Genomic DNA, 13,041 nt, shown 5'->3' on the forward strand with positions numbered 1-13,041 from the left:
GGCTGTTTTTCATCATTTTGAGTATTTATTCATTGAGCGAGAAGAAGTAATTGGAAAATTTGCTTATTCCCTATCAAGCGACGACCTGCATTTCCTCTAAAAGCGCGTTAGTATTGGCGCCCCATCCTGATGATGAAGTTTTTGGCTGCGGCGGTGCCATTATGCGCCATGTTGCGCACCATGAACCTGTTCATGTCATCATCGTAACGGATGGCGCCCACGGCGTCAGTCAAAATGAAAGATCTGCCTATATCCAGCTCCGGCAAAACGAAAGCATTGCCGCCGCCGCTATCCTAAAGTATGGAAAGCCTGTTTTCTGGCAGTATCCTGACCGCGAACTATTCTATGGCGAAAAACTGATCTCAGATATTTCTTCAGCGATTCGCGATACTGAAGCCGATCTTATATATGCTCCCTCGGTCTACGAAGTACACCCTGATCATCGGACACTTGGCATGGCAGCGCTGGAAGCTGTTCGCCGAAGCGGCCATCCGATACAACTGGCGCTATATGAAATCGGTCAACCGATACAGCCCAATCTGCTGCTCGATATCAGCGATTTGGCTGCACGCAAGATGGAAGCAATGCACTGTTTTATCTCACAAAATGTCAAACAGCGCTATGACCTGCATATTGCCGCACTCAACCACTATCGCACTTACACTTTACCTGCCGAAGTTACCGCAGCTGAGGCCTATATTCTGACCAGCACAGAAGAATTGGCAGGCGATCCCTTAAAGCTTTACCAGTCCGAACATACACGTCAGCAAAAAGCAGGGTTGGTTCTGGACACAAACGATATACCTCTGGTCAGCGTCATTATCCGCAGTATGGATCGCGACACCTTATCTGATACCTTGGATTCGGTCGCGTTGCAGACTTATCCCAATATCGAGGTTGTTTTAGTCAATGCGAAAGGAGACGGACATCGCGCGTTAGATAAATGGTGCGGGCGTTTTCCGCTGTGCTTTTCAAATAATACCGAATCGCTTCACCGCAGTCAGGCCGCAAACCTGGGATTGGAAATCGCAAAAGGAAAATATCTGATCTTTTTGGATGATGATGATTTATTTTATCCGGAACATATCGCGGATCTGGTAGCTGCTCTGCGAGCGCACAACACTTTTCGCTGCGCATACGCCGGCGTACGCGTCGAATATTATGTTAACGGACAGTTTGAAACATCGGGTGTATTCAGTGCGCCGTTTGACCAGCGCAGACTCTGGGGTAGAAATTTTATTCCGATACATGCCATGCTGTTTGAGCGCGCATTGGTTGCCGAAGGCTGCAGGTTTGACGAACAGCTCGAATTCTTTGAAGACTGGGATTTCTGGCTGCAGCTGGCGCAACATACATCGTTATTGCACGTCGATAAAATTGGCGCGGTTTACAGGAATTTCGGTCATTCCGGCTTAGGACTCGAGCAGGACAAAAATACTATAAGAGCATTGAGAGGAAAATGTTTCGAGAAATGGATGACTCGGTTCAGCGGAGAGCAACTGGATGATTTGATTGAATACCGGGAGGAAGTCATCACCGGCCTGCACAATGATTTAGCCGGAATGCACGGTCAACTCACCGAAGCTCAGGACAGACTGGCCTCCAGCGAGCGCCAGAGCGAGCGCCAGATCAATGCGCTGGAGTGTCAGATCAATGCGCTGGAGCGTGAGATTACTGCGCTGTTAAAACAACAAAACGACCTGGAGCAGGAAGCGCTGAAAGGCCATGCACGTGAAGCTGCTTTGCACAAAACGGTTAACGATCTGACCCAGTCGACTTCGTGGAAAATTACCGCACCCCTGCGTTTTCTCTCCCGCATCATCTGCGGACAACATCATGAAGCGCTGGACGGCCTGCGCCGCCGCCTGATGCCTTGCCTGAGAGCGGTTTACTGGCGGCTTCCGGCTTCATGGCGTAACACAGCATTAACCCTGGCATATCGGACCGCAGGCCCTTTTTTTGCGAATACAAATCATTATGAAGCTTGGCGTTTAAATTCAAAATATCATTTTCATTACCTTCCCACCACTGCCACAGGTTTTCTGGCAAGCATGGTGAATTTACCCGATTTTGCGCCATTGGTAACTCAACCTGCCGGACGCATCGCCATTCATGCGCATATTTTTTATCCCGACCTGGCTGCTGAATTTGCAAAATTTTTCCGCAATATGCCGTTTTCATATGATCTGTTTGTCTCCACGACCAACGAAATCGCCAGCAATATATGCAAACAGCACTTTACCGGTTTACCACGCATGGAACAGCTGACTGTCTCAATGGTTCCCAACCGGGGGCGCGATATCGCGCCGATGTTCTGCACATTCGGTGATTCCTTGAAAGCTTATGACTTTATCGCGCATATTCACAGCAAGAAATCACTATACAATAATGGTGCCACCAACGGGTGGCGGGAATATCTGTTAACAAATCTATTCGGCAGCGAGCAGCAGATCGCCAGAATCTTCACACTGCTTGACGGCGAACACAAAACCGGACTGGTTTATCCACAAAATTTCGCAGGACTGCCCTATTCTGCATACACCTGGTTATCCAATCAGCCCATGGGTCGCGTTTGGTGTAATAAGCTCGGCATCACTACATTTCCCACGGGTTATTTTGATTTTCCTGCCGGGTCAATGTTCTGGGCTCGAACAGAAGCGCTGCGGCCATTATTCGAAGCAGGCATCACAATTCAAGATTTCCCTGAAGAAACGGGGCAGACTGATGCAACCCTGGCTCACTGTCTGGAACGATTGCTGGTCCTGGTCACCCGGAAATTAGGGTTTAATGCCGTCGTTCTCAGGGACATCCCATCAAACAGCTGGTCCCGCTGGCGTTTTGAACAGTACCTCGCGCGCAATTCGGAAAATCTGCAGGCCATGCTGGCAGATGCTTCTGTGCAGGTGGTCGTTTTTGATATTTTTGACACCCTGCTGACCCGGCCGCTGCTCTACCCTGAAAAAATCAAATCTATTATTGCACAGCGTGCCGGTGGAGAAGCGGGAAAACGCTATCTCGAATTACGCGCAGAAGCAGAGTCCCGGGCACGCCAGAAAGCCGGAAAAGACATCGGTCTGGACGCGATTTTCGACGAATTATCAGTTTTGTCCGGTTTACCGGCCGACAGTATCACCAGGCTGCGCCAGCTGGAAGAATCGATTGAAACGGAGACTGTGGCGCCCAGACCGGAAGTGGTCGCGTTACTGCAACTGGCTATTACTCTGCACAAACGCGTGGTACTAGCCAGCGACATGTATCTACCCAAAGCAACTATCGAGGCTATTCTCAGGAAAAACGGCATAACCGGCTGGCATCGGCTGTATGTGTCTTCCGATCTCGGTCTACGAAAAGATACGGGGGAATTGTACCGCCATTTGCTGTCTGAAGAACAGGTCACTCCGGATGCAGTCATGGTCGTTGGCGATAATGAACATTCTGATATACAAATTCCCGGCAACATGAAAATGAAATTACTTCATGTGCTGCGACCTGTCGAATTGGCACGAGCAACCCCCCGCCTCGGTCCTCTGGTTGAAAAATCTATTTACCAGGATGATCTGAACGTACAGCTCACACTGGGATCCCTGGTTCAGGAAAACTTTCAATCCCTGTCTTTTCCGTATTTCGATCCATCGGATCTTGTTCCGGCATCACCCTGGTCCATAGGATATTCCGTGGCTGGACCGCTGATTCTGTCCTTTGTCCAGTGGCTCAAAGAAAAAGCAGCAGCAGATGGCATTCAGCATTTATTTTTTCTGTCACGCGAAGGCCAGATTTTAAAAACGGTTTACGACCGGTGGGTATCCCATGATGCCTATGCCATACCGTCCGATTATTTGGTGCTATCCCGCCGCACAGTCGCGGTCCCGATGATTTCGAATCTTGACGATATTTTCGAAATAGCACGCGTTCAGTTTTCGCCCAATCTGCTTTCCATCTTTATGCAAGAGCGCTTTGGCATCACTTTATCACCAGAGGTGTACGATGAATTTGCATATCGCAAGTTATGGCCGAAAAACAAATTGGTATCTGTGGAGGATCGGAATATTGATCATCTGATCCCGCTTCTTCAGGCGCTTGAAGAAAGAATTCTTGCCCAGGCGCAGGAAGAACGTCCTGGACTGCTGGCCTATCTGGATAAACTGGGATTCAATACGATCGATTCACCAGCAATCATTGATATCGGTTATGCCGCCACAATTCAGGGTCGCCTGAATCGCCTCATGAATAAAGTAATTCATGGTTACTATATGATCACCGAAGAACGCGCACAGAAAGTAGCCGCACAACACGACGCCATTACGCAGGGCTGTTTTGGCCATTTTGTCAATGCCTTCAATGACCCGCCGCTGATCTTCAAAAACAGCTTTTCCATGGAAAAATTACTCAGCTCGGATGATGCACAAATTGTTCGCTATCGCCTCGAAAACACGGGTAACGCTCTTCCCGAATTTCGAGAATTGACTGAAGCGGAACACCGAACCAGGGCAACACGCGCTGAAATTCAACGCGGCATTCTGGATTTTGTAGATTGCAGCATAGCAGTCCGGGATAAGTTAATCAGTGATTTTATTGTGCCGCCTGGTACTGCAAAAAGCTTGTTCGAAGCATTTGTCGAACACCCTTCCGAATCTGAGCTGAAAATTCTCGGAAAACTGACGCTGGACGACTATTATTGTGGCCGGGGTCTGGTCAGTTAGTTTATGATTAGTAAATAATCTATTCCATAAAGTACATAGATGGTCAAACCTCTCATATCCATTATCGTCGTCAACTATAATTCCGGTGAAATGCTCTCTAAAGTCATGGACGCCTTATCAGAGCAGACTTACCAGAATTTTGAGGCCATTGTGATCGATAACCACAGCACAGATAGCTCCTGGCTGGCGGCTAAGGATACCACTTTCCCATGCCATCTTATCCGCCTTGATAAAAATATTGGCTTTGCAGCTGCTAATAATCTGGCTGCAACAAGTTATATTCAAGGCAATTGGTTATTTCTGCTGAATCCTGACGCCTATCCTGAACCGGATTGCCTGGAAATAATCACAAAAAATATTACTGCAACACCTGAGATTGACTGCTTTGCATGCACCCTGATCAAGGCAGAACAGCCGTCACTGCTTGACGGCATAGGTGATACCTATCATATATCAGGGTTGCACTGGCGCAGCGGGCATAATGCACCTTGTACAATCACACCCGTAAAACCAGTGGAGGTTTTTTCAGCATGCGCTGCCGCCGCCGTTTATCGCACCAAAACTTTCCTTCAACTTGGAGGTTTTGATGAATCATATTTTGCTTACTCAGAAGATGTTGATCTTGGTTTTCGATTACGTCTTTCGGGCGGGACATGTATTTTATTGCCCGATGCCAAAGTAAATCATGTGGGTTCGGGAATAACCGGTCGATCAAGCGCTTTTTCAATATATTATGGACACCGTAATCTTACCTGGACTTTTATTAAAAACATGCCCATAGCTTTGATGGTTCTATTTTTACCGGTTCATCTGATCATGACGCTCTATGTTGGTTTTGTATTCGCGCTATCCGGCCGCTTCCATCCCTATGTACGCGCCAAATGGGATGCATTTAGCCAACTAGCTCCTCACTTGATTAAACGGAGAAAAATTCAGCATCAGCGTGTCTGTTCGTCACTCGAGCTATTGCGCCTGATGTGCTGGCTATCCCGCGACCGTTATTAATACATGATCACGCTGCAAAAGGACTCTTCCAATCAATGCGATGATGCGAGGCTGCCAGTTTCGGTCATTATTGTGAATTATAATGCGGGTTCGTTTCTCACAGCCTGCGTTTCAGCCATTGCAGGAGAAGTTGAAGAAATAGTAATTGTTGATAATGCATCAACCGATGCCAGCATTACAACATTAGCGTCAAGATTTCCAGCACAGTCACGTATTAAACTGATACAAAATACTGCTAATCTGGGATTTGCTGCTGCCTGCAATATTGGCTTTAGGGCCTCAACAGCACCTTACATCCTGTTTCTCAATCCGGATTGCGAACCTCAAAAGCAGTCGCTGCAACACATGCTTTCCGTACTTGAATCAGACCCTGGCTTTGGTATGGTTGGTGGCCAGCTTATCAATCCAGATGGTACGGAACAAGGTGGCGCACGCCGTGATATCCCCACCCCCTGGCGCGCTTTTGTACGCGTTTCCGGCTTGTATCGCCTGGAAAAATTCTGGCCGAAATTATTTCCCGACTTTCATCTGCACAAAAAACCGCTGCCTGACAAACTGGTGGAAGTGGAGGCCACATCAGGTGCGATGATGCTTGTTAGACGCGAGGCACTGGAAGCTGTCGACGGATGGGACGAAGGTTACTTTCTGCATTGCGAAGATCTCGACTTATGCATGCGTTTCCGGCAAAAAGGCTGGAAGATCCTGTTTGTTCCCGATGTACAGGTATTGCACTATAAGGGCGTATGCAGCCAGCCCCGCCCGATTTTTGTTGCTTGGCATAAACACAGAGGGATGATGCTTTTTTACCGAAAATTTTTTCATGATCAATATCCCAGAATTTTAATGTGGCTGATTTTTGGAGGTGTATGGATGCGTTTTGCAGCAGTCGTAACCTTTCACTCGATCAGCTATCTTGGTAGTTTAGCGAGATTGCGTCGTGGCTGATCAATACATGGGGGTATTTGGCGCGACCAGCTCTGTTGGGCAGTGCGTATTATCGTTGTTAAAGCAATATGGCTGGCAGACAGCGGCGTTTTCCCGCCACCAGGTTGAAGCTGAAATTATGCAACAAAATCCGACGGTAACTTGGTGCCAGCTTAATCATGAGTCCATAATAAAAAAGATGGGACAATCTGGGTCAAAAGGTAAAAAGATTACTTCGTGGTTGTATCTGGCACCGATCTGGACATTGCCGACTTATTTTGATTTTCTGATAGCATATGGGGTACGAAGAATTGTGGTATTGTCTTCAACAAGTCTCTTTACCAAAGATGATTCTTCTGATAAAAGAGAAAAGGAAATTGCACAACATCTCGCTGAAGGAGAAACAAATTTACGTGCATGGGCTGAAAAGTATGGGATAGAATGGATTATTCTGCGTCCGACACTTATTTACGGACAAGGTCGCGATAAAAATGTCTCCGAAATAGCCCGATTTATTCGCCGCTTTAAATTCTTCCCGTTACTTGGCGATGCATATGGTTTGCGCCAGCCGGTTCATGTAGAAGATGTTGCTGCTGCCTGCTTAGCCGCTTTTTTAGCAAGTAAAGTGGTCAATCGAGCCTATAATATCAGCGGGGGAGAGAAACTTACTTATCGTGAAATGATCAAACGAGTTTTCGCAGCTTTGGACCAGCCTCCTTATTTACTAACGATACCTCACTGGATTTATCGAGTAGCAGTAAGTATTTTGCAAAAATTACCGCGTTATCGTCATTGGACAGTAGCAATGGCTGAGCGAATGAATCGTGATTTGGTTTTTGAGTGTGTAGAAGCAGCACGTGATTTTGGCTATACTCCTCGGCCGTTCATGCTGGCGAAAGAGGATTTACCTTAATGGCTGATATAAAAAACATTCTTTTACGAGAGAGAAACATCGTCAATTACCCTATCATTGCTCTGCTAAAAAATAATAGTAAATTTGCTTTTTAGTCAAGCTAAGAAATATTCCAAAATGTATTCCTTTTTTCATAACAGAGCAGCTGATTTTTCTGGCATATTGTTAGTCCTGGAAATTTTGGCACTCATTGGCCTATTTTAGATGAAAGCAAAAAATACTCCTTATAGCGAACTTGCTGAGGTTTTAATCAGTTTTAAGCGCACATTTCGTACCGTTGGTGTTTTCAGTGCAGTAATTAATTTGCTGATGCTGATGCAGCCTTTATATATGCTGCAACTTTATGACAGTGTATTGACAAGCCACAACGAAATGACATTGTTGATGCTAACATTGATCATGCTGGGCGCTTTTATATTCATGGGTGCGTTGGAGTATATTCGCAGCTTGGTTCTGATACGAGTGGGGGCACAGTTTGATATGAAATTGAACAAACGTGTCTATACCGCAGCTTTTGAGCAAAGTTTACGCCAAGGGAATAGTAATGCGGGTCAGTCCTTACAGGATTTAACCAATTTACGCCAATTTCTGACAGGCCAGGCCTTATTTGCTTTTTTTGATGCGCCCTGGTTTCCAATCTATCTGCTGGTCATTTTTCTGTTTCACCCCTGGTTGGGTGTGCTTGCTCTGTTCGGCACGGCTGTGTTAGTGTTGCTCGCCTATATTAACGAGCAGGTATCACGAAAACCCCTTTCGGAAGCCAGCACCATGGCAGTAGCATCGACCTCATTGGCCACCAATAATTTGCGTAATGCAGAGGTAATTGAAGCCATGGGCATGCTGCCCAACTTGCAGGCGCGCTGGTACAAACTGCATGGTAAATTTCTGAACTTACAGGCAGAAGCAAGTGAAAAGTCAGGTTTAGTCAGTGCCTTAACTAAAACGGCTTCGGTTACATTACAATCACTGATGCTGGGAGCAGGTGCGCTGTTGGTCCTGGATAACAGCATTTCTCCCGGCATGATGATTGCTGGCTCGATTTTAATGGGAAAGGCAATTGCTCCGGTACAGCAACTGATCGGTGTCTGGCGGCAATTCGGGAGTACGCGTAATGCCTATGAACGGCTGACAAAATTACTCGAAGAGAATCCTCTCCGTCAGCCTGGTATGTCATTGCCCCAACCAACTGGTGTAGTTTCAGTTGAAAATGTCATGGCGGCTCCGCCAGGATCGAAAGTGGCAGTTATCAAGGGATTAGCATTTAGTATTGCCGCTGGAGAGGTATTGGGTGTTATTGGTCCAAGCGGCTCAGGTAAATCAACTCTTGCGCGATTGCTGGTGGGGGTATGGCCTGCTGCAGCAGGTAAAGTGCGACTCGATGGCGCAGATGTATATCAGTGGAATAAGGATGAACTGGGGCCCCATATTGGTTATTTGCCGCAGGATATAGAGTTATTTGCTGGCACCATTAGTGAAAATATTGCACGTTTCGGTGAGGTCGACTCTGAAAAAGTGATCCTGGCAGCTAAGCGAGCAGGAGTTCATGAAATGATCCTGAGCATGCCTAAGGGATATGACACCTTGCTGGGCGATGGTGGAAGTGGCCTTTCAGGTGGACAGAAGCAGCGTATTGGCTTGGCGCGCTCGATGTATGGTGATCCCTCACTGATTGTGCTGGATGAACCTAATTCAAATCTGGATGATGTCGGTGAGCAAGCATTATTGGCAGCGATTGTCGACTTACGTAAACGTGGTAAAACAATCATTCTAATTACTCATCGGACGAGTATTATTGCTGCCACTACCAAGCTACTGTTATTACGCGATGGTGTGCGCCAGATGTTTGGGCCAACTGACCAGATTCTGGCCGAATTGAGCAAACAGCAACAGGCACAAAAAGCACTGTTAGCGCAACGACAGGCTAAGGAGCAAGGTAGTCAAAGTGCTCAGATTGCTTGATAAAGAGTAAATGCATGAGCGATGAGTCTGGTTTTAGTTTGATCATAATCATACATGACTGGTAAGCAGCGAAATAATAAACCCTCACGAAAGTTTGAACACTTTCTCAAATGACGTGACTGTGCAGGAAATAGAGAGATATGAAGCTCATTAGTCAGAAAGATAAAGCAGTGACTGACTCTGCGGTAATAGATATGGCAAACCCAGTCAAGACGGATGAAACAAGCCATGCTCGTTTTGGTTGGTGGATCGTACTGGTTGGGGTGGGCGGCTTTTTTCTTTGGGCAACATTTGCGCCTTTAGATAAAGGGGTGCCGCTATCCGGTTCGGTAATGGTAGCCACGAATCGTAAAGCAGTTCAACATCAGACTGGCGGTATCGTGGATGATATTCTGGTAAAAGAAGGCGATGTCGTCAAGGCTGGACAGATACTCGTGAAAATGAATGAAGTGCAAGTTAAAGCACAGGCAGAAATAACACGCGCCCAGCTCATCACCGCCAGAGCAGTGGAAGCACGACTAATTGCCGAGCGGGATAATAAAGCTGAGATCGATTTCCCCCCCTCTCTGCTTTCAGCAGCTGATGACACTCGTGTAAGCAGTAATATCGCTTTGCAGAAGCAGTTGTTTAGTTCGAGACAATCTGCACTGAAGCATGAACTGGCCGCACTGGATGAAAATATCGCGGGCTTGAGCGTCCAGTTGCGCAATCTGGAATCTTCGCGCGCAAGTAAACAACAACAGCTGAAGTTTTTGAAAGAGCAGCTCGAGAATATGCGAGAACTAGCGCAGGATGGCTATGTCCCACGCAATCGTGTACTTGAACTAGAGGGTACACATGCACAATTAATGAGTGATATTTTTGCTGATACTGGTAATATCGGTCGCACTCAGCGTCAAATTTCAGAATTCAATCTCCGTCGAATCCAGCGTCTGGAGGAGTACCAAAAAGAAGTTCGGCAGCAGTTGACGGATATTCAACAAGAGGCCGAATCACTTAATAGCCGACTCTCGGCGCAAGATTTTGAATTGGCGAATGTGTTAGTGAAAGCCCCAGTAGATGGGGTTGTTGTTGGAATCAATATATTCACGCGTGGAGGTGTTATCGCCCCAGGATTTAATATGATGGATATTGTTCCGACAGAAGATTTGCTAGTCATCGAAGGGCAAGTACCCGTTCATCTTATTGATAGGGTGCATGCAGGTCTTGACGTAGATTTCATATTTACTGCTTTTAATCAAAATAAAATTCCACGCATACCTGGGTTTGTGACGCATGTATCGGCAGATCGTTTAACCGAAGAAAAAACGGGTAATCCTTATTATCAATTAAAAGCCAAGGTCAAACCGGAAGGAATGAAACTGCTTGCTGAGTTTCAAATACGGGCCGGGATGCCTGTAGAAATTTTTGTAAAAACCGGGGAACGTTCGCTGATGAATTACATGTTGAAACCTTTTCTCGATCGACTTCATAAAACGCTTGTGGAAGATTAGCCGTGCCGCCGCGTGTGTTTAAGCCATCCTTATTATCAATTGTTGCGCTTACCTTAGCGTGGCAGGCAGGGAGCGTTCAGGCAATGGGTTTATTAGAGGCTTATGAGGCAGCATTGATGAATGACCCGACCTTTCGTTCAGCAATTCACGAAAATGAAGCTGGTCAGCAATCAATCGCGCTTGGACGGTCTGGGTTGTTGCCGACCTTGTCTATTTCTCATTTACAGTCATGGAGTCGGGGATCGCAAAGCACAGGTAATGCACCTACATCTTCTCTGAATTTTGATAGTCAGGTCACTACACTAACGTTGCGGCAACCGCTTTTTAATATGGAAGCAGTAGCTGGTTACGATCAAGGTTATGCACGTGCAAATTCAAGCGAGGCTAAATTAATCAGTCAGAGCCATCAACTTATCGTACGATTAGTCGAAGCCTATGCCAATACGCTGCTTGCTCAAGATCGACTGAATCTAGCCAAAGCAGAGCATAATGCATTAGAAGAGTTAAAACATGTCAATGAAAATATGTTGAGGCGAGGCGAAGGTACTCAGACAGACTTAATTGAAACGAAATCCAGACATGCTTTATCACAGGCCAGAATGATTGAAGCACAAGATGAACTGGAAGTTGCGCGACTTGCTTTGGAAGCAATAATAGGCAAACAAGCGGCGCAGCTTGATTCATTAGCAGGTGATTTTAAAGTACAGCCTATTTACCCGGCTGATTTTGAGAGTTGGCGTGAGATAGCTATGGAGCGAAATGCTGAGTTAGTTAGCCAGCGGCATCTCGTGACATCCAATCAACTTGAGGTAAAGAAAAGTCGTGCTGGCCATGCACCTCGTGTTGACTTGGTTGCAAGCTTGAACAGGCAGAATTCTGCTTCATTTCTTTTCCCTAATCGGGATGCGGAATTTGGGACGGTAGGTGTGGAAGTCAATTTACCGTTGTATGCAGGTGGGCGAGTGGTGGCGACCACTAATCAGGCACAAGCAAACAAAGCGCGTGCAGAGGCTGATCTGGATGCATTGAGTGATAGGGTTCTTGTGGAATTGCGTAGACAATATCAGTTACTGCAAAGTAGTATTCGGCGAATAGAATCATTGGATTTAGCCGTTGATTCAGCGCTTTTATTGGTTCAAGCCACTGAGAAAAGCATCAAGGGAGGAATACGCATCAATCTTGATTTGTTGAATGCGCAAAGCCAGCTTTTTTCCGCACAGATAGATTTGGCAGAAGCACGGTATAATTATCTGCTTGCCTATCTAAGATTGCGTCTAGCGGCAGGTACGCTGGTTCTGGAAGATATAGAAAAGATTGCTACCTATTTTGTTGCAAAAAATTGATCATTATCATTTTGCTTGCCTCAAAAATTCAGGATGAGCTGTTACTAACTGCTACTGATTGTCAGTAGCGCTACTTCGTAACCGATTAGCGTGAGGTAACCGAACAATATCAAGTAGAGCAAATGCCTGACTTGGAGTTTCGCAATCAGCTGGTGGTTATGATGAATAATAAGAAAAATCAGCGCCAATGAAGTAAGTGCGAGCTTGAAGTGAACAAATTTTTCTGTGCTGTCTTCCATCAATATTGCCATGAAGATATTAAGCTCTGTCCCTCCCCTAGCTAGAATATTAAGCGTTAATAAGGCATCCATCGCACTTAGTAAAACAATTGCAATTGTACATAACACAAGATGGGGCGCATATGAATCAACATAAGCGGCCCCTGCACCTGAGCGTCGCTTATTAATACGCCGTCCTTTCTTGATCCCCACATGATAAAGGCAAAAAAAAGGGATACTACCTCGACGATCCCGCGACCGCTGATCAATTATTATCTTATGTTAATCAAAAAGTATGCACTCTCAACAACAAGCACAAAATTATGCTCCGCTGCAAATGGCTAAAATGGTAGCAAAATGATCATGAATGGAGATTATTTGTGTAATGTTGAGCCAGTTCAAGTGTACTGATGTACAGGTATTATTCCATTTCTAAATCAAAACTGACTTTGTCGGTTTCTCCTTGCCGTATTATTTATACTGTCT

At 46.0% G+C, this 13,041-nt stretch carries 8 protein-coding genes; 7 read left to right on the forward strand and 1 reads right to left on the reverse strand.

Annotation, left to right across the window (positions count from 1 at the left end):
* Positions 1-50 precede the first annotated feature (50 nt).
* The 7 genes from AAW31_RS18595 to AAW31_RS01710 all read left to right on the forward strand — a co-directional run bounded on the left by AAW31_RS18595 (position 51) and on the right by AAW31_RS01710 (position 12,337).
* Entirely contained in the window at positions 51-4,700 is a 4,650-nt protein-coding gene (locus AAW31_RS18595; protein WP_052752003.1) for a rhamnan synthesis F family protein, read from the forward strand.
* Between the two features lie 39 nt (positions 4,701-4,739).
* Positions 4,740-5,705 (forward strand): glycosyltransferase family 2 protein, encoded by a 966-nt coding sequence (locus AAW31_RS01685; RefSeq protein ID WP_046848913.1) that lies wholly within the window; start codon positions 4,740-4,742, stop codon positions 5,703-5,705.
* 3 nt (positions 5,706-5,708) lie between these two features.
* A complete protein-coding gene (locus AAW31_RS01690) occupies positions 5,709-6,650 on the forward strand; it encodes a glycosyltransferase family 2 protein (RefSeq protein ID WP_046848914.1) in 942 nt (313 codons plus the stop codon).
* The gene (locus AAW31_RS01695) at positions 6,643-7,542 is read left to right on the forward strand and encodes an NAD-dependent epimerase/dehydratase family protein (RefSeq protein WP_046848915.1); all 900 of its coding nucleotides are present in this window, start codon (positions 6,643-6,645) and stop codon (positions 7,540-7,542) included. The genes AAW31_RS01690 and AAW31_RS01695 overlap by 8 nt, the downstream gene beginning before the upstream one ends.
* 204 nt (positions 7,543-7,746) lie before the next feature.
* A complete protein-coding gene (locus AAW31_RS01700; RefSeq protein WP_046848916.1) occupies positions 7,747-9,501 on the forward strand; it encodes a type I secretion system permease/ATPase in 1,755 nt (584 codons plus the stop codon).
* A 140-nt stretch (positions 9,502-9,641) separates the two neighbouring features.
* Complete coding sequence (locus AAW31_RS01705; protein ID WP_046848917.1) at positions 9,642-10,994, forward strand: HlyD family type I secretion periplasmic adaptor subunit; 1,353 nt, start codon at positions 9,642-9,644, stop codon at positions 10,992-10,994.
* Positions 10,995-11,008: 14 nt separating this feature from the next.
* On the forward strand, positions 11,009-12,337 hold the full coding sequence (locus AAW31_RS01710) for a TolC family outer membrane protein (RefSeq protein WP_052752361.1): 1,329 nt from the start codon (positions 11,009-11,011) through the stop codon (positions 12,335-12,337).
* A 44-nt stretch (positions 12,338-12,381) separates the two neighbouring features.
* On the opposite strand, the gene AAW31_RS01715 is transcribed toward AAW31_RS01710, so the two are convergent.
* Complete coding sequence (locus AAW31_RS01715) at positions 12,382-12,768, reverse strand: DUF5658 family protein (protein ID WP_235264463.1); 387 nt, start codon at positions 12,766-12,768, stop codon at positions 12,382-12,384.
* Positions 12,769-13,041 lie beyond the last annotated feature (273 nt).

The sequence above is a fragment of the Nitrosomonas communis genome, assembly GCF_001007935.1.
Lineage (GTDB): Bacteria > Pseudomonadota > Gammaproteobacteria > Burkholderiales > Nitrosomonadaceae > Nitrosomonas > Nitrosomonas communis.

Excerpts from the sequence above, each read along its gene's own strand:
- AAW31_RS01685 (WP_046848913.1), top strand. The coding sequence starts at position 4,740 with ATGGTCAAACCTCTCATATCCATTATCGTCGTCAACTATAATTCCGGT.
- AAW31_RS01690 (WP_046848914.1), top strand. The coding sequence starts at position 5,709 with ATGATCACGCTGCAAAAGGACTCTTCCAATCAATGCGATGATGCGAGG.
- AAW31_RS01700 (WP_046848916.1), top strand. The coding sequence starts at position 7,747 with ATGAAAGCAAAAAATACTCCTTATAGCGAACTTGCTGAGGTTTTAATC.
- AAW31_RS01705 (WP_046848917.1), top strand. The coding sequence starts at position 9,642 with ATGAAGCTCATTAGTCAGAAAGATAAAGCAGTGACTGACTCTGCGGTA.